The organism is Orenia metallireducens, from assembly GCF_001693735.1.
In the GTDB taxonomy this organism is placed as follows: domain Bacteria; phylum Bacillota; class Halanaerobiia; order Halobacteroidales; family Halobacteroidaceae; genus Orenia; species Orenia metallireducens.
On record NZ_LWDV01000010.1, the window covers coordinates 567,984 to 590,465 of the forward strand.

Genomic DNA, 22,482 nt, shown 5'->3' on the forward strand with positions numbered 1-22,482 from the left:
CTTAGCTCACCTTCTCATTATGATGCTCTGGTTCTTTATATGATTTTACTAAATCTTTTAATTTTTCTTTTATTTTCTTCTTATTATTTGATTTTATAATATTCGATAATTCTTTAAGCCCTTCTTCTATATTAACCTTTTCTTCTTTTAGTTTAGCTATAAAGATCTTTTGATTATCAGTTTTTATTGCAGAATTTACATCATAAAGCAATTCTTCATATAGTTTTTCCCCTGGTCTTAATCCAATTATATCTATATCTATATCTTCATCTAAATTTAAACCCGAAAGTTCAATCATTTTTCTGGCTAAATCAATTATTTTAATAGGTTCTCCCATATCTAAAACAAAAACTTCCCCACCCTGTCCAAGCGTTCCTGCCTCTATAACTAGCTGACTAGCTTCCGGGATAGTCATAAAATACCTAGTTACCTCTGGGTGAGTAACTGTTAGATTTCTACCTTCCTGTAATAATCTTTTAAAAAGAGGAATAACACTACCATTGCTTCCAAGAACATTACCAAATCTAACTGCCATATATTTAGTATTGCTTTTAATATTTAAATTTTGAATAATAATCTCTGCTAGCCTTTTAGTAGCTCCCATAACATTTGTTGGATTTACCGCTTTATCAGTTGAAATCAGAACAAATCTTTCAACATTATATTTATCAGATAATTCTGCAATATTTCTTGTTCCAAAAACATTATTCTTTATAGCTTCTTCAGGATTGTTTTCCATTAATGGTACATGTTTGTGTGCAGCTGCATGAAAAACTATATCAGGGGTATATTTTTGAAAAAGATATTCTAACTTATCTCTTTCTCTAATATTTGCTACCTCACTTTTTAGATTTATTCCTTTATGATTTCTTATTAATTCTAACTCTAAAAAATATAAATTATTTTCATTAACATCTAAATTTATTATAAGCTGCGGACTAAATTTAGCAATTTGCCTTGACAATTCAGAACCAATGGAACCCGCTCCACCTGTTATTAAAACCTTTTTTCCCTTTACTATCTCTTTAATATTATCATTATTTATTACAATAGGATTCCTACCTAATAAATCTTCTACAGAAACATCCCTAGCTTGTTTTACAAAAGGTCTATCTAACAAAATCTCATTAAACTCTGGTAAAATTTTAACTTTAACTCCAGGAGCATTACATAATTTATATATTTCTTTAATTTTATAACTATTCGCAGAAGGAATTGCTATTATAATTTCATTAATTTGTTCTTCTTTTATAATCATAGGAATACAATATCTATCTCCTATAACTTCAATACCTAATATCTTTAAACCTAACTTCTCCTTATCATCATCTATAATTCCTATGATTTTTAATTCACTATTTGTTAATCTATTTAATTCTTTGATAATATGTTTTCCGCCATAGCCAGCTCCAACCACTAATATATTTCGCATAGTAACTTCCCTCCTCTCAATAACACCTTATATTTCTTATAAACAATCTTCTAACCCCTTACTAGCCAACAAATTCCTAATTTCCTTAACCTCCTGTGCCCTCTTCTTATCACAGATTAATATAGCATCTTCAGTATCAACAATTACAATATCATCTAATCCAACAGTAGTAATTATCTTTCCATTACCATGAACAATTGTATTCTTAGTATCAATCCCGATATGGTGACCTCGAATCACATTACCATGCTTGTCTCTCTTCTCTACACGTTCTAGAGCAGGCCAGCTGCCGATATCATCCCAACCAAAGGAACCTGGAATCACATAAATGTCCTCTGCCTTCTCCATTATACCATAATCTATCGAAATATCAGCTAATTTCTCAAATTCAGCTTTAATAATTTCTTCTTCCTGAGCTGTTCCAATTGCCTCTTTCATTATTTCTAATCCTTGATGTAACTGAGGCATATGAATCTCAAACATCTTACGGATAGTAGAGACCTTCCAGACAAACATCCCACTATTCCAAAGATAGGTTCCTGCCTCCAAGAATCGTTCTGCCTTATCTCGATTAGGCTTTTCAGTAAAAGCTTTGACCTCAAAGATTTCATGTCCATTGACCTCATCATATTTATTCTCATAATTAATATAGCCATAGCCTGTCTCTGGGTGACTTGGTTCAATGCCGATAGTAACTAAATTATCTCCTTCTTCAGCCACCTTTACAGCAGACTGTACAGTATCTAGGAATCTCTCCTCATCGATAATAAGATGATCTGAAGGTAAGACTACCATTACCCCCTCTGGGTCCTTTCTCTCAATATATAGAGCAGCCAAACCAATACAAGCAGCAGTATTTCTTCTCATCGGTTCTACTGTCAGATTCTCTGCTGGAATCTCTGGTAGGTGCTCCTGTATCTTTCCTACATACTCTTGGCTAGTAGCGATAAAGATATTATCATGAGCAGTCAGTTTACTGATTCTATCTACAGTAGCCTGAATCATACTCCGATCCTTATCTACTAGGTTAAGAAATTGCTTAGGTCTATCCTTTCTACTTAATGGCCAGAAACGACTTCCAACTCCACCAGCCATAATTAATGGGGTTATCATTCTGCTCTCCTCCAATCATTATTATCTACATACCATTATAACTCATTAAATTAATTAAAAAGAACTTTTTTATCATATTTAATTCCAATTCTTATTATCCCCCAAAAACATACTAAGCTCTTGATTAATTTCTATTAAATTCTCCCATGTTATCTCATATCTTCTAGACACTATCTTATTATATTTTTTTTCTAAATCCATCTCATCATTTATAATTTCTTGTAGTACTTCTACAAATTCAGTTTTATTACCTTGAGGTATTACTCTTCCATATTCACCTTCTTCAGTAACCTCTTTTGCTCCTCCTACATCCGTTGTTACTATATAATTTCCATAATATCTAGCTTCAGGTAAAACTAATGCAAAACCCTCTGTTCTTGAAGTCAGACAAAACACCTTAGACTTATTATAATAATTCAAAAGCTTATCTCTATCGCTAATATTACCAGTAAATATTACCCTTTCCTTCAAACTAGGATTCTCTTTATAAAATAATTCAATCTTCTTTTTAAATTCATCAGTTATAGGTCCTACTAAAATGACTTTCCAATTTTTTAAATCTAATTCTTTTATTACATCAAGAAAAAATTCTGTATTTTTTGAGTGAATTCCTAATCTTCCTACAGTTAATATTATATCTTCTTTTTGACTATATTTATTCAATTTAATATTATTTCTTTCATTATCCATACCATTAAACAGCAAAGTCAATCTATCTGATATTTTGTTACCATATAATCCATGTTGATTTATATTTTCATAGACTTCTATAACCTCACTACTTATCAAATCAACATATTTAATAAAATAGAACTTTCTTCTCCTATATATTCTTTTTAATGTTTTTATTTTCCTCTGTATGAAATTATCACTTTCTTCTATTCTAATATCTTTATTGCTATACTTCTTATCATCTGAACTCAAATCTAGCTTTATATAAAACTTACCATTAGAGTTTAATTTCTTATACAACATACCTATAAGCAAATTACGAGATTTAAAATGAATTGTCATTAAGCAATCTATATTTTTTGCATTTTTTATTAGATAAAGATAAAAAAATATATTAAATCTATAACTAGGCAACCTTTTGATTTTAGTTATTCTATAATTCTTAAATCTTTTAAGTCCACAATCATCAGCTGTTATATATTCTAAATCTAAATTGAATTTCTTTGCTATAAAATAAGGCAGCAAACCCACATCTTTATTCAAATGTCTATCTTTCATTCTATCAAAATACATAACTAATTTCTTCTTCATTAAAGAAATTTCACACCCTTTAATCCCTCAATATATAATTTAACAAGCTTATAAATTACTCAACCTATCTTTTCTCACTAATAACCAAACTGTACAGATAAATTTCCTACAAAAATCATAAACATTAAGAAAGAATAAATCAAATCAACTTTAACTATTTTCTAAATCAATTTATAAATTCATCTATAATACTCAAAGGTCTCTTTAAGTCCTCTTTTTAAATCATATTTCGCTTCCCAGCCTAAAATTTCTTTAGCCTTAGTATTATCCAAATAACTATCTTTGATATCTCCCGCTCTAGCATCTTGATACTCAGCTTCTAGACTGCTTCCTATTGTTTCCTTCATAATCTCTACCAACTCATTAACTGAGGTCTGTACATTACAACTGATATTAATAATCTCTCCACTTCCCTTTTCCACAGCCAGTAAATTAGCCCAAGCTATATCATCAACATATACAAAGTCCCTTGTCTGCTCCCCATTTCCAAAGATAATCGGTCTTTCATTATTCAAAAACTTATCAACAAAGATAGAGATAACCCCACCTTCACCTTTAGGATCTTGACGAACTCCATAAGCATTGGCATAACGTAAGACAATATAATCTAAATTATATAATTCTTTAAAAACTTTTAAATAGTGCTCAGGGGTATGCTTAGATATCCCATAATAAGAGATAGGGTTAACTGGATGTTTCTCATCTATAGCCAAATATTCAGGTTGTCCATAAACAGCAGCCGAAGAAGCATAGATTACCTTCTTCACTCCAGCTTTTACAGCATGGTTAAAGAGATTAACACTACCAGTTATATTGACATCAGAATCAAAGTCAGGCTCACGCAAAGAGTATTGAATATCAATCTGAGCAGCGTGATGAATAATATAGTCAATTTTATGCTGGTTAAATAATTCAGACAGGTTATCTCTAATATCCAACTCATAGAAAATTGCTTCTTGATTTATATTCTCCTTCTTTCCTGTAGAGAGGTTATCAATTATAATCACCTGCTTACCTTTTGCTATTAATTTATCTACTATATGAGAACCTATAAACCCTGCTCCCCCAGTTACTAAATAAGTTTCCAAGCCATCCACCTCTTATCTTATATTTAATTATCTATCATGAGCTATAAACAATTTCAAGCTTTGCCTTTATATCTTCTATATCAATCAGTAACTAAGATATTTTTTAATCTTGATTTACGGTTGAAAATTCCTTTACCTTTCAAACTCTATTCCTGTAAATCTATGTCAATTTCTGGCTATTAGCTTTTATTCTTTAGTTCTTATATGTCAACTATACACTGGTTTATCTTGCTCCATCACCAAATATCATTACCAAAGCTGTTCTAATCATAATCTCTAAATCTAATAAAGTACTTCTATTTTTTATATATAGCATATCCAGTCTTAATTTCTGTCCAGGAGTTAAATCATATCCACCTTTTACTTGAGCCAACCCAGTTACACCAGGCTTTACTAACATACGGTTCTTAAACCCAGGATATTTTCTATCAAATTCCTCTATAAAAACCTCCCGTTCTGGTCGTGGACCAACCAAAGTCATATCACCAATTAAAATATTAAAAAATTGAGGTAATTCATCTATTCTAGTCTTACGAATAAACTTACCTACCTTAGTTACCCGACAGTCATTCTTCTTAGCCCAAACAGCTCCAGTTTTAGCCTCAGCATTTTTAACCATAGACCTGAACTTATAAATTGTAAACTCCTTTCCATTCTCACCTAAACGAGCTTGTTTAAAGATTATTGGTCCAGGAGATTCTAACTTAATTACAATGGCTGTAAGCAATAAGATAGGTGAAGTAATAATTAAGCCTATAATTGCCACCAGAAGATCAATTATACGTTTAACAAATAGATAACCACTCTTATCTAAACTTACCTCCTTTATTAATTCTGGACTAAAAGTATTGACTCTGCTTTCCAATTCAGACATGATTTAATCCTCCTCACTACTCATTATTAAACTAAAAAATTATATAAGCTATCAAAACTAGCAGAAAACAACTAATATATATAATCCACCCAATAACTTCTACTAAATAACGCTAAATCCCTTGTTAAATGATTAGTTTACCAAAAAATGAATTAGCTGTTATTATTATAACAAACAACAGACTCTTTTCAAGTATTTTTAAATAAAACTAAAATATTTATGAATAATATTAACCAAAACTTAATCTTCTCTTTAACTTCTCAAGTAGTCCTTTTCTCTCTTCATATCTACATAATCCAATAGCATTAACCTCGTCATCATTAATGATAGCAACAGCATTCTTCTGATATCTATTGGCTCTTTCTCCAATCAACTGCTCTAGTCTATCATATCCCTCTGGTAAACATTCTCTTCTATGATTATTTGAATGTAAATCTGAAGCCATTAATTGCACCATATTATGATTTACTAAGACTTCTGCTGTCTCTTTTACCTCAGAACCAAACATTCCTAATAAGCTACCTGCATTAAGCTGAGCTAAAATACCATCCTTTACCCAATAATATAGTCGATTAGGATCTGTCTGTATCTCTTTATACCGTTCAGGGTGAGCAATAATTGGAGTATATCCCATCACCTTTAAATCATAAAGTAGGTTATCAGTATAATCAGGAATCTTAGTCATAGGAAATTCTACTAAAATATATCTACCATTATTAATAGTCGGCACTATACCTTCTTTAAGCCGTTTAGCTAAATTAGGCATAATATAGATCTCTGCTCCCGGTAAAATCTTAATATTTATCTCTGCTCTATTAAGTTCTTCCTGCAGCTCTTCTACTCGCTTCTTAGTCTCAGCAGGACTAATTCCATATCCCTCTTCCATATAATGGGGAGTAGCTACAATCATAGTAACACCTTGTCGCTCTGCTTCACGAGCAATCTCTAATGACTCACTTAAGTCTTTTGCTCCATCATCGACATTTGGAAGTATATGAGTATGAATATCTATCACGATATTTCACCGCCTTCACTCTTATAGTGTAAAATTTCTAATTCTAACTTTTATTATAGCAAATAGTTACAGATATTTCATGTAATCAGTCATACAAATTTAAAATATATCTTAAGTTATAAAAAGAAACCAAAACCCTTTCTAGCCTCTTAACTTTTATTTGTGTACATTCATATTGATTATAATAATTTTGATTTTTTACACTTAACTGTTAACTATCAATAAATCTCCTATCCCTTAAAGCTATTTCCATAATAATAGTAATAATTATAGTATCCACCCTTAGTACTTACAGGATATTTAGTTATTATAGTTCCAATAATATTGGCATTAGCTTTATCTAGATTCTCCTTAGCTCTAACCATCATCTGTTCTTCTGTTTGGTGAGAAGCTACTATCAATATAATACCATCCACCTTATTGGATAAGACTGCAGCATCGGTTACAGCAATCACAGGTGGTGTATCTATAAAGACCATATCAGCTTCTTTCTCTGCCTTTTTGATGACCTCTTCCATACGCTTTGAATTCAATAGTTCAGCAGGGTTAGGAGGAACTGTTCCTGTTGTCACGACTTTTAAGCCATCTATCCCCGTCTCTCGTAATCCATCCTCAAACTCAATTTCACTAGTTAAGATATTACTTAAGCCCTCAAAGTTAGGGAGATCATAGAACTTATGCTGCATTGGTTTACGCATATCTGCATCTATGATAACAACCTTCTTTCCATTCTGCGCCATAGAAACAGCTAGATTAGCAATGGTTAAGGACTTTCCTTCACTAGGACCACTACTAGTAACTGCAATCTTAGTCAATGGATTATCAGGGCTTAAAAAACTAATATTAGTTCTAATAGACCGATAAGCTTCAGAAGCAGGGGACTTAGGATTATGCTTAACTATCAATTCATTATTACGAGTCTTTAAGAGGCTTCGACTATCCTTCTTATTATTCTTCTTAAATATATTAAACATCTTATTCTCCCCTTCCATAACCTTGGGAATGATCTATCATATCCAAATGAGGAGTCATACCCAATACAGGCAATCCTGTCAAACGCTCTACATCACTTTCATCCTTAATTGTTGTATCTAGATATTCAATTAAGAAGATTACTCCCACAGCTACAAATATCGCTAGCATCATAGCAACTACCATATTCAACTTAACATTAGGTTTAATAGGAAGCTCACTAGCAATTGCTGGATCTACCACTATAATATCAGAAGTCTTCATCGCCTCTTGAATCTGTGTCTCCTCTTTCTTCTGGCGTAACATAGTATAAATGCTTTCAGTTACCTTACTCTCTCTTTGGAGTCTAGCTAACGCAAGTTCTTTTTCTGGTAAAGCACTTAACTCCTCTTTAATTTGATTAATCTGTGCTTGATAAGTCTTTAGCTGACTTGCTGTAGCAATAATATTAGTCTGTAAGCTAATCACATTACTCTTTAGAGAACTGTAAAGAGGATTAATCGTCTTAGTTTTTGAGCTAACTATCTCAGTCACTGCTTCTTCTAAACGATTTTTAATCTCTTCTCTCTTCTTCTCTAACTCCAATATCTTAGGATGCTTATCAGTATATGACTCCTTCAAACCTGCTAGCTCAACCTCTAAATTAGCCAATTGCTGTTGATGGTTCTTCACTATTGGATTATCAGTTATAACCTTAGTAGATGTAATCTCTTTATCTTCCTCTGCTAACTTTTTACTCACCTCTGCTAGGCTAACTTCACTCTGTTTTAACTCCACTTCAGCTTTAGCCTTAGCTGTCTCCACCTCAGTTAGCTTCTCTAAAGTAACCTTGCCCTGCTCTGAAGGTAGAATAACTCCGTGTTCTTCTTTATAATTTAATAATCTATCTTCTAATTCTATCAATTTACTTTCAGTCTTAGCCAATTGTTCAGTAATAAATTTATCTGCTCCCTTTAGTTCAACACTATTCATTTCCCGATTCTCTTCCATAAACTCTTCTACTATAGTATTTGCTATATTTCTAGCCATCTCCGCATCTGAATAATTTACAGTAATCGTAATCAGATTATTCTCTCCACCACTGATAGAAATCATCTCTCTTAACTCTTTAATTGAGATTAATTCACCTGTCTCTAGATCCCTTAAGTCTAATTTTTCAATAACCTTAGTTAAAATTCTCCTACTTTGTAGAATTTCAGTATAAGTACCTACCTTATCATTCTTTCCCATCCCAAAGGAGAGCTGCTCACTGAATAAGTTCTCCATGCCATTATCCTCTTTGACCATTACTAAGGTAGAGGATTGATATATCTTAGTTATATTGATACTGATAAAATAACTTGCTAATAGGGCTATTACCATTGCACCGATAACAAACCATTTACGATGCCAGATTATACTAAAATATTCACGCAAATCTATCTCTATCATATCTTGCTCAAACTGTTCCATCTTTCTCCTCCCAACCACTATAATTAGATTCTACATAACTAGGTTATAAGTTATTCTGTTAAATCCTTTATTCCGTTTAATCCTCCTATAAAGAAGAAGAGATTTGTCCAAAAGGATGATTTTCTTAAACTATATTTAACTTTCTCAATATAGAGGCTATCACCATCTTGTAATAATTTATTACTATTTGAATCAAAAGAGACTATCTTATCCAAATTTAAATTTTCCTTTACTCCTCCTGATACATACTTAACCTGCTTAGAAGCATCTGTAGTTACTCCACCTGCTTGAGCAATCAAATCATTTATAGTAGCTCCTTGCTTTAACTTATATCTACCAGGACTGCTAACCTCTCCCACAATATTCACCTCAATAGCTTCATCCCCTATATAGAGAACATCCCCCTCTTCTAAGAGATAATTCATCTCTGATTTCTTACCAGAAAGTAAATCCTTTAGGTTAATAGTTAAGGTCTCTTCTCCCCTAGTCAACTTAGCATTACTTAAATCAGCAGTTTCAGTCAAACCACCAGCTAGAGAGATTAGCTCCAATACTCTACTTTGTGGTTCTAGCTGATAAGTTCCAGGCTTATCAACTTCGCCTAAAGCCATCACTCTAACCTTTCTATAGCTCTTTAAAACAACATTTACATAAGAAGGCTCTATCTTAACATACTCTTTTAATTCTGTAATAATTATATCAGTTAGTTGATTAAGGGTTAATCCTTCAGCCTTAATCTCACCTATTAAGGGAAAGGAGATATTACCATCAGGCCCTACACTTACCTCCTGCTTTAAATCTTCATGCCCCCAAACAGAAATATAAAGTTGATCATCGATAGTCAACTTATACTCTGCTGCCATTATTTCCTGTGACATAATAATAGTAATAAATATAAATACAAGCAAAAATACTGATAATCTGCGCATCACAAACCTCCTATGAATTATTTATCATTCCAATATATAATAAATTAAAAATTAATTCTTGTTTATTATATTTCAATAATATAATTGTAAACTCCTGCTCAATTAATAAAATACATCAATTTACTTTAATTTCAATATAAATCCAAATAAATCAATACCATTATAACATGATGTAGACACTATTATTGAACAATAATCCAGTTTTTTTATAAGAATAATCAAATTAAAATTTAAAGTAGCAGACAATCTAATTGTTTAAAAATTGCTTTTTTGAATCTTTAAAAGATAAATGCTATAATTTTTAATGACAAATCTCTCTAAATCTATTTAATCTAATTATTTCACCATACCATTAAGGTTCAATAACTATTTTATTAAATTATTTGCTGAACAAAATATTAGTTTATCTGAAATCATCTAAATAAAGGATTAAAGCCTCATAATTATAATCCCAAAATTGAAAAATAGTATAATTTATTAAAATTATCGTCTTATAAATCCATAGAATTTAACCAATAAAGTAATTAGCTTCTATTATTTCTTCACTGTTTCTTATTAATTTTCATCTGAGTTATATCTAGTAAGTGCTTACTCCTACAATTAATTGTTAGTGCATATAAATTATTGTTTTACTAAACCATTATCACAAAAGTACTGGTTTTTAGATTTTTTCTTCTGATATAACTTAAAGTTCTCTTCATAGATATCAGACCTATCTTTTCGTTTGTGAAATAAATGGTATTGAACAGCTTTATTTCTTAATGATTTGAATTTTATACCAGCTTCTTTTAGACGCCATTTTATATCGTCATCTTCCCCTATAGTAAGGTTCTTATAGTCTTCATCAAAGCCATTTATCTTATACATATCTTCTTTAGATATACCAAAATTACAGCCTTTTATTGCAACATTTTTAGCTCTTAAATTCAATCTAAACCAAGGAAGATATATACCTTCCTCTAAATGACTACTATTTGTTCTAAATAACTTTAATAATGATAGTTGACTTATATCCTTAGTTTCTAATAATATATTAGTAATATCTTCATCCAGCATAACTCTTCTACCATATAAGCAATAATTTAATTTTTGATACTTAGCATACTCTCTTAAAAAATTCTTATGCAAAATACAATCCCCATCTATAAAAACTAAAAATTGACCTTGGCTAATCTTTATAGCATCATTCAAAATTTTACACTTCCTTACTCCTATATCAGGATGAGATACATGTTGAATAGAGAAATTGTATTTTTTTCTTTGCTCATTTATAAATTCTTTCATTTTATCAGAATCATTATCTTCAGCAATAATTACTTCAAAATTATTATAACTTTGTAATCCAACAGATTGAAGAACTAAATCTAGAAAGTTCATACTTTTATAAACAGAAATTATTAAAGATATTTTCACATTGTAATCCATCGCTAAACCTCCCTAGCTAAAACTAATTCTCTTCTTAACAATAAAAATTTTCGATTCCCAGTTTTACCAATAAATTTTTAATTCTCTAATCAAAACACCTTGATAATAATACATATTATTCATTTTTAATTAATCCATTTATACAAAATATATTTCCTTCCTTTTTCTTCTGATTATATAACTTCTCATTCTTATTATGGTCTTCAGTTCTATTTTCTCTACCATGAAATAAATGATATTGTATAGCTAGATTTCTTAAAGATTTAAATTTAATCCCTATTTCTGAAAGTCTCCATTGAAGATCAGTATCTTCTCCAAAAGTAGGTCTTTCATAGTCTTCATCAAAACCATTTATTTTATAAATCTCATCTTTAAATAGACCAAAATTAGATCCTATAACAAATGTTCTTCTATTAATAAAATTAAATTTAAAAGGAAAATAAATTCCTTCCTCCAAATGCTTACACCCATTTACTAAAATCCTTAAAAAAGATAATGCTTTAAAATTTTTAGTTCTTAAAATCCTATTAGTTAATCTTGAATTTAATAAAACTCTTTTACTAAATAGACAAACCCCTTCACTTCTATTTTTATAATACTCTTCTAAAAATCTATGATGAAGAATAACATCCCCATCTAAAAAGACTATGAAATCAGTATTAGAAGATTTTATAGCTTTATTTAAAATTTTATTTTTTCTAAAGCCCTTATCCTGTTGTGATACATGTTTAATTAAAAATAAATGCTTTTTTCTCTCTTCTTCAATAAACTTCTTCATATCTTCTGAATTGTTATCTTCGGCTATTATCACTTCAAAATTTTTAAAAGTTTGTATATCCAAGGACTTAAGGAGTAATTCCAAAAAATCTAACCTATTATAAACTGCAATTATAACAGAAATTTGGGCTGAAGTACTTACCATATAGTTAACCTCCACATATATTCCTTATATTAAAATCATTCAAATTACTATTTTGTATAATATATCTTCTTATTCATAATTGTTTCAATCTTAAAGTCATTTGCTTCCTTTATTGACCTATCTCTAAACCTTAAATATTTGTTTTCATCAAACATTAGTTCTTCTATAATTACATAAACAAAAATTCTAATATCATCAAATCTTTAACTTATTCTAAACGAGCATATATATATTACCAAAATAATAATAGCTCCAAAAATAATTTTAATATATAATGCTCAATTATATAAATTACCAAACTTACCTTTTCTTCTTATATACTACTCTTTTATATTATTACCTTGAATTAATCGATTAATTATCACTGTACTCAAACCCAAAAGAAACCATGTAGTTCTTCCTATCACTGATTTATAGAAGTTATATTCTGTCATTCCTTGAATCACATAAACACCAAAAACCATTGCAAAGGAAAATAAAATAAATAACTTGTAATATTCATCATTTACTTTACAGTAACTCCTATACAAGTAAATTAAAATAGAATAAAGTAAATAAATAAAACCTGATAAACCAATAATTCCAGTTTCAGCTAAAAAGTTGAAGAAGTTATTATGGGCATGGCTACTGGACGTAGTGTTAGGCTGTGTATATGAAGTATCATATACTTCTTGAAAATTACCTATCCCAACCCCATTAATAGGGTTATCCCTAAACATTAAAATTGAACCCTTCCATAATGCAATTCTACCTAAGTTACTCCTACTGTGCTCTATATCAATAATACTTTTAATTCTATTCTGAATTACCTGAGGAGTACATAATCCTAATAAGACTATAATTAATAAAAAGATTGGAATCCATCTCTTATCTCGAATCCAGAAGACAAGAAATCCTGCTCCAATTAATCCTAACCAGGCCCCACGAGTCTGATTATAAAGTAAAGTCAAAGTAAATAATATAGCCAATATACTATAGCCTATAATCCCTTTCAAATCCTTCCTTAACCATACAAGATAAACGATTACAAAAATTAAATAAATTAATAAAAGTGCACCAAAATCTAATGCCATATAATTAGCCTTAATTCTCCTAATTCCTAAATAATACTTTTGCCAACCAAGAGCATAAATCGATGCTATAGTCATTGATAACAGACCTGTCTTAAATAGTTTGTCTGCCAACTTAGCATCTTTGACAGTAGTAATTATCATATAATATAGGATAAAAAATAAAATATAATCCTCTAAACCATCTATACTCTCTTCCAAATTATAAGTACCAATAAAGGATATCAATATAGTCAATAAAAATATTAATATCGGTAAATTAAAATAATTATTCTTAATACCAGAATTAAAATCTCTAGTTATTACAGCTTTAGTTAAGTATCCTAAAAAAGCTAATCCAAGACCAATACTTGATCCAGCAATCGATAAAGCTGAACTGAAAGCCATTATAAATAGCCCTCCAATGATTAATTTATCCAAATAACAGCTAGCTCTCCCAAAACTCACACAACCACACCCTTAATTATAAATTAACTGCTAAAACCATTACTAATAAACACCTTTTAAAAACTAAGTATTAATACATTCCAACAAATTTACTTATAGTTATATTGCTAAATATACTTCTTTAAATGAATATTTCTTATTTTCTTATTAATCCTTTGATATTTCTTTTCCATTTTAAAAATTTCTTTCGATTTTCTCTTAATCTAACTATCAATTCTACCAGTTTTTCGTAATTATCCAAATCATAACCTTTGATTAAAATCTCTTGTTCATCCCTTTTTAATTTAAACCTAGCTAAATCTTTCATTCGTGCTTTCATGGTCAAACGCTTTTTTATCCTACCCCTATTTAAATCTATATAGTAAAATCTAGGTTTATTATCAATATCCTCAACCAAGATATTTCCAGCATGTAAATCATTATGAACTATACCTGCATCATGCATTTTTTTAATATCTTTAGCAATCTGAGGTAACCACTCTTTCACCCTGCTTCTTAAAGGATGCTTATCATCTTTCAAAATATTTAATAAATTATAATCATAATCAATGTACTCAGTAATAAAGTAACTAGAGATTATCTTGTTAAATCTACCTCGTTTCTCTAACAAAGCAATTGGTTTAGGTGTTCTTAGACCAATCTCTTCTAAAGCTAAAGCTAACTTAAGAGATCTAACTGCTTTAGAATCTAAGAAACAGAATCTCAATTTATCATATTTTCTAGTTAAATTAAATTTCTTTATTATAATATCTTCATTAATTCCAGGAATATTGTCAGTTTCAAAGTGAATTAAAACATTCCGAACATCATATACCTTTTCTCCACCTTTTCGACTTTCAATCTCTTCAATAAATTTTTTAAACTCAGGGTTTTTAAAGCCTTCATTCATCCATAATAACTGATTATTATTACCAGTCTCCCTTTGAATATAATCAACTTTATTACCTATCTCTAATTTTAGAGACATGATTTTCACCTCTTACTAATAATACAAATTTTATTTCATTCTCAAGTAAACACTTTCCAGTTCTTTGACCTTATCTTCAAAAGTAAATTTTTCTTTTACAATTCTTCTACCTAAACTCCCCATCTCAAGCCATAGATTCTTATCTTTAATCATCTTTATTACCTTATCTGCTATATCTTGGGGATTCTTGCTTTCAGCCAAATAACCACTCTCCCCATCTACTATAACTTCAGCAATATTGCTTACATCAGTGCTGACTACAGGTTTTCCTACTGCCATAGCCTCTGCAATAACAAAACCAAACCCTTCCCATAAAGCTGTATGCAATAAGAAATCTATCTGAGACATAATATTATAAATATCTGTTCTAAATCCAGTAAATATAATATAATCCTCTAAATTTAATTCCTTAACCTGCTTTCTTAATTCTTCTTCCAATTCACCTTTTCCTACAAGTAAAATTTTGAAGTTATCTATCTCTCTTCTTAAAAGATCAACAGCTTCTATCAAATATCTATGCCCCTTTTGTTTACTCAATCGTCCTATATTAGCTATTAGAATTTCACCATCTTTAATTCCAAACTCTTCCCTTATATTGGATCCTTGGCTATTCTCTTTTATTCCATCTAACTTAATTCCATTATAAATAATCTCTATCTTATCTTCATTCAGCCAATCTGAAGTATTCGCTAAGATGGTATCCTTAGTAGCTTGGGAATTAGCTATAATATCACTAACACAGTCTCTTAATAAGAATTTAGTATAAAATTTATCCTTAATAGGAATAGCACTACCTCTTCGATAAATAATCTGCTTTATACCTGCTAATTTAGCCGCTAATGCTCCAAACTTCAAATCCTGGGATAAATTTAAAAAGATGGTATCTATTCTTTCTCTTTTTAGAAAATTGATAAAAGAAAATAACTTTATAGGATTAAGGGCAGATAGACTTCCTTTTACAGAAACCACTTCAGTCCTAATCTCAGCATTTTGAGCTCTTTGATAAAGCTCGCTCTTAGGTACACTAGCGATAATTACTTCATACCCTCTGTTATGCAATTCATGAGCAGTATCAAAGGTCCATTTCTCTCCTCCACCCCACTCTACACAACTATTTAAAAATAAAATCTTCTTCATTATCTTTCTCTCCCTGACTCAAATTGATTCTTCTCCCATAGTTTAATATACTTTAAAAATTGATAGTAAGATGATAATACTGATACTATTAACCCTGATACTCCTAATAAAAAACCCTTTTTTATGATGAATTTTTTAATAAATTCTGCTATAGGTCTCAAAATGATATAAGCTATTCCCTTCTTCTTCCCTGCTTTATATTTTTTCTCAGCATCAAGACTAGTATACTGATTAATCTTACTTAAGTAATGACTTAAATCACGATAAGTATAATGAATAAAATCATTATGTAATTTATCTATCTTTCCCTCTATATCTACCCCTTCATGGACTAAACCCCTATATCTATTATGGGATTTAAATAATCTTAGAGTATAATCAGGATACCAACCACAATATTTAATCCATTTTCCTAAAAAATAATTCTTCCTAGGAATCTTATACCCTTCAGCATTAGCATTCTTTAATTTAGCAATAATCTCATCTCTCAACTCACGTGTAACTCTTTCATCTGCATCTATCGCCAATACCCATTCAGAATCTATCTGATCTAATCCAAAGTTACGTTGAGAAGCAAAGTCATCAAACTTCCTTTGATAGATTCTATTAGTATACTCTTTAGCCAATTCTAGAGTCTTATCTTGACTATAGGAATCTACTACTACAATATCTTCAATCCAATCTATACTTTTTAAACACTCAGTAATATTCTCTTCTTCATTATAAGTTAATACTAAAGCTGATAATGATATCATCATTTCCTCCTGACCAATTAAATATTAATAAATAATAAGTAATCTTTTGAATTACTAGTAGGCATTTATTGGGAAATCTTATGATCTTTTAAGGAAAACTGTCTTTTCCTATCAAATTCCTCTTATAAACTATTATCAACTCTCTTTAATACATCCTCAGCACTAATCTCCTCCAAGCACTTATGATGCTCTAAAGGGCAATGATGATGTCCACAAGGGCGACAATCAATCCCATTTTCAATCACCTGATGGTTTTGCCCATATGGACGATACTTCTGCTCATCAGAAGGACCAAATAAGGCTATTGTAGGTGTTCCTACTGCTGCTGCCACATGGACTGGTCCAGTATCACCACTGATAAACAAATCACACCTTGCTGCTAAAGCAGCTAATTCTTTTAAAGTGGTCTTTCCAGTTGCAATAATTGGGGTAGTATTCATCATCTTAACTATCTCATTTACTCTCTCTACATCCCCTGGTCCACCAAAAAAGATAACCTTAGCTTTAAATTCTTCCTGTAATCTATCTCCTAGCTGAGCAAAACCATCTTTAGTCCATTGCTTAGTAGGCCAGCTACCTCCTGTGTTTAGACCTACTACTCTATCCTCATCCTTTATACCATGCTTCTGTAAGAAGTCTGCCATATTCTCACTAGCTTCCTGATTGACCTGTAACTCTATCCCTTGATTGTCTATGCTTTCAAAGCCTATCTCTGCTAAAAAATTAAGATAAACATCTACCATATGCATATTATCTGCTGGTGCTAACTCTTGATCGAGCCAGATTCCTCTTCCCTTACCACCAAAACCAATAGTATAAGCTGGATTAATTACTTTCAATAATAGTGCTGTTCGCCAGTTCCCATGGGGATTAAGACCTAAATCATAATTATTCTGACTTAACCTCCTAGCAAAACTCCAACTCTCCTTTATACTCCATTTCTTATTATAGGCATAGACCTGGTCTAAGTAAGGATTTCCCTCTATAATATCAAAGAAGCTAGAATTAACAATCATATCTATCTTTGCCTTAGGATACTTATTTCTTAAATTCCTAATAAAGGGAGTTAAAAAGATTAAATCTCCTAGATATAAGAGGTCAATTATCAGGATTCTTTTGACCTTACTTATATTATCATTCATTAAGTTTCACTCCTTAACATCAAATTAACAGCCCCTAGAAGATCAGCTACACCTATAGCCTTCATACATTCCTTATCATGCTGGCAAACTCTCTTCCAGCAGCATTTACATTGGGTATCCCCTCTAAGTACAATATTATTATCTCCATAAGGACCATGAGTTTTTGGATTTGTTGGACCAAATAGAGCAATCACAGAAGTCCCCATTGCTGCTGCCAAATGCATTGGTCCAGTATCACAACCAATAAACAAGTCTGCTCTATCATAGATACCTGCAAGCTCTTTAAGGTTGGTCTTTCCAGCTAGATTATGTGATCTTTCCTTCATTAAATCTATAATCTCATTGACTCCAGCCCTATCAGCAGGACCGCCAGTGAAGATAACTTCACAGTTTAAGTTTTTGATTAAATTATCAGCTACCTCTGCCCAACGTTGATTCAACCAATTTTTTGAGCTCCAACTAGTATAGGGATTAATAGTGACTAATACTCTTTTATCTTCTATTCCCAACTCTTCTAATATCTGAGCAACCCTTCTCTTCTCTTCAGGTAAAAGAATTATATCAAAATCTACATCATCAGCTTGTACATCTATTCCTTGAGCTATCTGAAGATTTCTATCAATTTGGTGAATCTCTTCTGTAGGCAAATTAACCTTCTGTTGATAAAAAAGAGTAGAACCTTCTCTTCCATTAGCAGGACCAACTCTCTTCTTAGCTCCACTTAAATAGGCTGTTAAAGCACTCTTAAATAACCCATGTACATCTAAAGCTATATCAAATTGATGCTTCTGCAGCTCCTTAAAAAAGCTTCGTGCCTTCTTTAAGGTCGACCACTTCTTATCCTTAAATTCTCTCTTCCATTCTTTTTTAGGCAATATGATAATATTATCTATATTAGGATTTCCTATCACCAAATCCTTTGCTTTATCTTCTACTATCCAAGTAATCTCTGCCTTGGGATATCTTTCTCTAGTAGCTTTGGCAACTGGTAAGGCATGAATTACATCACCAATAGCACTTAACCTAATCAATAATATCTTCATTTACTTAATTCCTTTCTTCCCTCTAATAGTCTACTTATTAACTTAATATTTCGCCAAGATGCCCCCTGATTATCCTTAATCATCTCTATAGCTTGTCTACTCTGTTCTTCTAAAATATTAGAATTACTAAGGTAATATTCCATCTGTTCAATTAGTTCTGATACATTAGTTACTTGAATACCTACCTTATTCTCTAATAATAGCTTGGTACTATCTTTGAAGTTGAACATATGTGGTCCAAAAAAGACAAGCTTACCCAAAGAAGCAGGCTCTAATATATTATGACCTCCACGTTCAATTAAGCTACCTCCTACAAATACTAAATCTGCAATCCCATATAATTTAGCCAATTCTCCAATAGTATCTACCAAAATAACCGATTGCTTAGCTGAATCCCTATCCTTTACTCTGCTTCTTCTAATTGTATTAATTCCTGCTTGATTATATAAACTCTCTATCTCTTCAACTCGATCAATATAACGAGGAACTAATAGTAAAACTAAATCATCAAACTTTATCTTTAATTCCTTATAAAGAGAAATTAACTGCTCTTCTTCATTATCATGGGTACTACCAGCAACGATAATGGCCTGTTTGGGGTCAAGCTTAAACTCTCGATAAATAGCTTTCTTAGTTTCAGAATCAACTCTACCATATTCTTGGTCAAATTTAGTATTACCATTATTACAAACTTTATCTTCATCTGCTCCCAATTTTATAATTCTATCCATATCTTTTTGAGATTGCATACTTAAAATATCTATTTGATCAAACATATTCTTTAATAAAGGCCCTAGATACTTATACTGTTTAAAGCTACTATCACTTATCCTTCCACTGACAAGCATCACCTTGGCACCTTGCTTCTTACTATATTTTATTAGATTAGGCCACAGCTCTGTCTCCATAATCAACAGAAGCTCAGGATTAATTGCTTTTAAAACTTTCCCTATAATCAAAAAGAAATCAAAAGGGATATAAATAAATCCATCTGCTTCTTTGATAATCTTTTGGGCCATATTTCTTCCAGTATTGGTCATACTAGAAAAGACAATTTTATATTCAGGAAATCTCTGCTTTAACTTAGCTACAACAGGGCTAGCAGCACCAGCTTCTCCTACTGAAGCAGCATGAACCCAAATAACCTTTTCACCTTTAAATCTTCTTATAATATCCTTTGATAAAAAACCAAACCTCTCTAATAAAGAGGTTATATCTTCTTTATTAATTAAAACTCTATAAATTAGTATAGGAGAATATAATAATAAAATAATAAATACTAAAAAATTATAAGTAAAATAAGCCACTGACATATTTAGACCCCTTTTTGTTGAGATAATTATAACAATAAGTAAATTATATCATTCTATTTAATTATATAATAAAGTAATTAGCTCTTCAATACTAGCTAAGTAATATGAGCAATTAGTTCAATTAATATATAGTTTTTAACTTAAAGGAGTATATTATTAAAAATAGATTAAGTGATGAGAAAATTCTCGTCACTTAATCAATATCCAATTAAATTAAATTCTATATCAATACTTCAAGCGAAGGCTGAAATGAATATCATTCTCTAGTTGATCATATTCAATTCCAGTATTGAAGCAATCAAACTCTCTTGTTAAAGAGTATTTCAAAGTAGATAGTTCACTATCAATAAAATCATAGCCCGCCTCTACTTCTACATCCCAATAAGGGAATGCTAATTGATTAGTTTGGAAGTTATAACTTACAGTAACCTCATTATATAAGTCATCTCTTTCAACCTCTTCATCTTCAATAGGAGTTTCCCCTACAGTTCCTATATACTTATAGCCTAAACCGATACTATTAAATTCATTAATCTGATAAAAAGTCTTAGTATCAAATTGATAATAATTATAATCTTCTCTATTTTCATACTTACTATTACGAACCAGTGCATTCCATTTAAAATCTAAATTATCACTTAGCTTTAAATCACTCCCAATACTTGCCGTAAAATAATTTCTTTCTCCAATCTTTTGGTCTTCATCTGTTAATAAATCAAATTTAAAGGGAGTCTGTCCAAGTTCATCATAATATTGATAATCTAGATTAACATCGAGAAAAGCTATTTTTTGATCAATACCTAGATTAAAGTCATAGGTTTGGAAATCATCTCCTGTCCCATATTCAGACATAGATAATCCTCCATTCCAATAAAGATTAGTACTATCAGTTACTTTAACTTGACTATCCCTTAACCTCAAATCAATTTCTCTTTTAGATGTTTTAATATCAGTTTTTCTCTCATAAATATTTGCTATTCTAAGGTCTGTAGAGAATAAAGTTCCCTTTCCCAGATCTTTATCCTTAATCCCTAGAGAAAATTGTGGCTTATAGTCATATTCATTATCCTCTCCAGCTCGAAGCTGCCAATAATAATCTGACCACTTCTTATCAAAGGTAATCTCTTTTCCTGTCTCTAAATCATCTTCATCCCTTCTAAGGTGCAACCCAGATTTAACTCCAAAAATATCAGTAGTCAAATCCCACCTTGCTAACCATTCTTTTTCTTTATAATCTGGATCATCTTCATCATCTTCAATATAAGCATTATAACTAAGATTACTATTAATACCACCAAGCTTATTTATTAAATTAACACTACCATCTACACCTATCCCTTGCTCATAACTTAAATTAGGTCTAAACTGAAAGCTCTCACTTGGACTATAGTTATAATTTAAATCTAATTCATTCCCCTTCTTAGTTGTAGCCTTAAAATGAAGAGAACCTTCTAGATTTTCATCAACATAATGATCATAATTAACATCAAGATATGCTCCATCATTCCTATTATATCCTAATTTAGGCTCAGGAATAGCATATTTTTTCCGCTCTACTGGATCTAAGCTCGTCGTATAGGTTGGTAGAGGCATAATCTTCTTACCCTTTATCCATAAATAGACCCCTGTAGCAACAACTTTACCATCAGGATAGACCCTAATATTTTCAGCTGTTAATTTGTAATGGTAATCCTTATGGGTATGGTCACCAGGAATTAATTCTGTCCCCTCCATAACCATCTCATCCTTTACAATATTAATCACCTTTCCTCTAAATGTAATACCCTCTTCCTTAGACTGAGCATTATAAAACTTTCCTTCTCCACTGATATAATCATATTCTAAGGCATCTCCAGAAACCTCTTGTTCCCCTTGAACTAAAAGAATGTTTCCTGAAGCTTTAATTATTTTGGTTATCAAATCAACTTCAACCTTATCAGCTCTAATAGAGTCCTCTTCCATTGTAATCAATACATTCTCTTCAGCTTGGATTATTTGAGATTCTTCATCTAGCACCACAAATCCATCAGCACTGACTACAAAGGGAACTTCCTGATTAGCTTGTACAATTGGTGCACATAAAGCTGATATTAGTAATACAAAAAATAATATTCTCTCCAAGG

19 protein-coding genes are annotated in these 22,482 nt (G+C 30.9%); all 19 read right to left on the reverse strand.

Annotated elements, in window-relative coordinates; translation table 11 throughout:
* Window position 1 precedes the first annotated feature (1 nt).
* On the reverse strand, window positions 2–1,453 hold the full coding sequence (locus tag U472_RS14680; protein WP_342672733.1) for a polysaccharide biosynthesis protein: 1,452 nt from the start codon (window positions 1,451–1,453) through the stop codon (window positions 2–4).
* A 15-nt stretch (window positions 1,454–1,468) separates the two neighbouring features.
* Window positions 1,469–2,545 (reverse strand): mannose-1-phosphate guanylyltransferase, encoded by a 1,077-nt coding sequence (locus tag U472_RS14685; protein WP_068719487.1) that lies wholly within the window; start codon window positions 2,543–2,545, stop codon window positions 1,469–1,471.
* A gap of 78 nt (window positions 2,546–2,623) precedes the next feature.
* The gene (locus tag U472_RS14690; protein WP_068719488.1) at window positions 2,624–3,808 is read right to left on the reverse strand and encodes a glycosyltransferase family 4 protein; all 1,185 of its coding nucleotides are present in this window, start codon (window positions 3,806–3,808) and stop codon (window positions 2,624–2,626) included.
* A 179-nt stretch (window positions 3,809–3,987) separates the two neighbouring features.
* Window positions 3,988–4,896 carry an SDR family oxidoreductase gene (locus tag U472_RS14695; RefSeq protein WP_068719489.1) on the reverse strand — a complete coding sequence of 303 codons (909 nt, stop codon included), beginning with the start codon at window positions 4,894–4,896 and terminating at the stop codon, window positions 3,988–3,990.
* Window positions 4,897–5,119: 223 nt separating this feature from the next.
* The gene (locus tag U472_RS14700) at window positions 5,120–5,770 is read right to left on the reverse strand and encodes a sugar transferase (protein ID WP_068719490.1); all 651 of its coding nucleotides are present in this window, start codon (window positions 5,768–5,770) and stop codon (window positions 5,120–5,122) included.
* 229 nt (window positions 5,771–5,999) lie between these two features.
* A complete protein-coding gene (locus U472_RS14705) occupies window positions 6,000–6,785 on the reverse strand; it encodes a tyrosine-protein phosphatase (RefSeq protein ID WP_083189941.1) in 786 nt (261 codons plus the stop codon).
* A gap of 230 nt (window positions 6,786–7,015) precedes the next feature.
* Entirely contained in the window at window positions 7,016–7,759 is a 744-nt protein-coding gene (locus U472_RS14710; protein ID WP_083189942.1) for a CpsD/CapB family tyrosine-protein kinase, read from the reverse strand.
* 1 nt (window position 7,760) lies between these two features.
* Window positions 7,761–9,209, reverse strand: coding sequence for a GumC family protein (locus tag U472_RS14715; protein ID WP_068719492.1), 1,449 nt, complete (start codon window positions 9,207–9,209; stop codon window positions 7,761–7,763).
* 50 nt (window positions 9,210–9,259) lie between these two features.
* Window positions 9,260–10,138 (reverse strand): SLBB domain-containing protein, encoded by an 879-nt coding sequence (locus U472_RS14720; RefSeq protein WP_068719493.1) that lies wholly within the window; start codon window positions 10,136–10,138, stop codon window positions 9,260–9,262.
* Between the two features lie 621 nt (window positions 10,139–10,759).
* Window positions 10,760–11,563: a glycosyltransferase gene (locus U472_RS14725; protein ID WP_068719494.1), complete on the reverse strand. Its 804-nt coding sequence runs from the start codon at window positions 11,561–11,563 to the stop codon at window positions 10,760–10,762.
* Window positions 11,564–11,678: 115 nt separating this feature from the next.
* A complete protein-coding gene (locus U472_RS14730) occupies window positions 11,679–12,485 on the reverse strand; it encodes a glycosyltransferase (RefSeq protein ID WP_068719495.1) in 807 nt (268 codons plus the stop codon).
* Between the two features lie 320 nt (window positions 12,486–12,805).
* On the reverse strand, window positions 12,806–13,942 hold the full coding sequence (locus tag U472_RS14735; RefSeq protein WP_068719828.1) for an O-antigen ligase family protein: 1,137 nt from the start codon (window positions 13,940–13,942) through the stop codon (window positions 12,806–12,808).
* Window positions 13,943–14,138: 196 nt separating this feature from the next.
* Entirely contained in the window at window positions 14,139–14,969 is an 831-nt protein-coding gene (locus tag U472_RS14740; protein WP_068719496.1) for a lipopolysaccharide kinase InaA family protein, read from the reverse strand.
* 30 nt (window positions 14,970–14,999) lie between these two features.
* Window positions 15,000–16,106 (reverse strand): glycosyltransferase, encoded by a 1,107-nt coding sequence (locus U472_RS14745; RefSeq protein WP_068719497.1) that lies wholly within the window; start codon window positions 16,104–16,106, stop codon window positions 15,000–15,002.
* Window positions 16,106–16,861: a glycosyltransferase family 2 protein gene (locus U472_RS14750; protein ID WP_083189943.1), complete on the reverse strand. Its 756-nt coding sequence runs from the start codon at window positions 16,859–16,861 to the stop codon at window positions 16,106–16,108. The genes U472_RS14745 and U472_RS14750 overlap by 1 nt, the downstream gene beginning before the upstream one ends.
* A 122-nt stretch (window positions 16,862–16,983) precedes the next feature.
* A complete protein-coding gene (waaF, locus tag U472_RS14755; protein ID WP_068719499.1) occupies window positions 16,984–18,003 on the reverse strand; it encodes a lipopolysaccharide heptosyltransferase II in 1,020 nt (339 codons plus the stop codon).
* Window positions 18,003–19,046 carry a lipopolysaccharide heptosyltransferase I gene (gene waaC, locus U472_RS14760; RefSeq protein ID WP_068719500.1) on the reverse strand — a complete coding sequence of 348 codons (1,044 nt, stop codon included), beginning with the start codon at window positions 19,044–19,046 and terminating at the stop codon, window positions 18,003–18,005. Before waaC ends, waaF begins: the two co-directional genes overlap by 1 nt.
* Entirely contained in the window at window positions 19,043–20,359 is a 1,317-nt protein-coding gene (locus U472_RS14765; RefSeq protein ID WP_068719501.1) for a 3-deoxy-D-manno-octulosonic acid transferase, read from the reverse strand. Before U472_RS14765 ends, waaC begins: the two co-directional genes overlap by 4 nt.
* 225 nt (window positions 20,360–20,584) lie before the next feature.
* Window positions 20,585–22,480 carry an LPS-assembly protein LptD gene (locus U472_RS14770; RefSeq protein WP_068719502.1) on the reverse strand — a complete coding sequence of 632 codons (1,896 nt, stop codon included), beginning with the start codon at window positions 22,478–22,480 and terminating at the stop codon, window positions 20,585–20,587.
* Window positions 22,481–22,482: the final 2 nt, after the last annotated feature.

Coding starts and splice junctions, on each gene's coding strand:
- U472_RS14685 (WP_068719487.1), bottom strand. CDS start 2,545: ATGATAACCCCATTAATTATGGCTGGTGGAGTTGGAAGTCGTTTCTGG.
- U472_RS14690 (WP_068719488.1), bottom strand. CDS start 3,808: ATGAAGAAGAAATTAGTTATGTATTTTGATAGAATGAAAGATAGACAT.
- U472_RS14700 (WP_068719490.1), bottom strand. CDS start 5,770: ATGTCTGAATTGGAAAGCAGAGTCAATACTTTTAGTCCAGAATTAATA.
- U472_RS14710 (WP_083189942.1), bottom strand. CDS start 7,759: ATGTTTAATATATTTAAGAAGAATAATAAGAAGGATAGTCGAAGCCTC.
- U472_RS14715 (WP_068719492.1), bottom strand. CDS start 9,209: ATGGAACAGTTTGAGCAAGATATGATAGAGATAGATTTGCGTGAATAT.
- U472_RS14720 (WP_068719493.1), bottom strand. CDS start 10,138: ATGCGCAGATTATCAGTATTTTTGCTTGTATTTATATTTATTACTATT.
- U472_RS14725 (WP_068719494.1), bottom strand. CDS start 11,563: ATGGATTACAATGTGAAAATATCTTTAATAATTTCTGTTTATAAAAGT.
- U472_RS14730 (WP_068719495.1), bottom strand. CDS start 12,485: ATGGTAAGTACTTCAGCCCAAATTTCTGTTATAATTGCAGTTTATAAT.
- U472_RS14735 (WP_068719828.1), bottom strand. CDS start 13,942: ATGGCTTTCAGTTCAGCTTTATCGATTGCTGGATCAAGTATTGGTCTT.
- U472_RS14740 (WP_068719496.1), bottom strand. CDS start 14,969: ATGTCTCTAAAATTAGAGATAGGTAATAAAGTTGATTATATTCAAAGG.
- U472_RS14745 (WP_068719497.1), bottom strand. CDS start 16,106: ATGAAGAAGATTTTATTTTTAAATAGTTGTGTAGAGTGGGGTGGAGGA.
- U472_RS14750 (WP_083189943.1), bottom strand. CDS start 16,861: ATGATATCATTATCAGCTTTAGTATTAACTTATAATGAAGAAGAGAAT.
- waaF (WP_068719499.1), bottom strand. CDS start 18,003: ATGAATGATAATATAAGTAAGGTCAAAAGAATCCTGATAATTGACCTC.
- waaC (WP_068719500.1), bottom strand. CDS start 19,046: ATGAAGATATTATTGATTAGGTTAAGTGCTATTGGTGATGTAATTCAT.
- U472_RS14765 (WP_068719501.1), bottom strand. CDS start 20,359: ATGTCAGTGGCTTATTTTACTTATAATTTTTTAGTATTTATTATTTTA.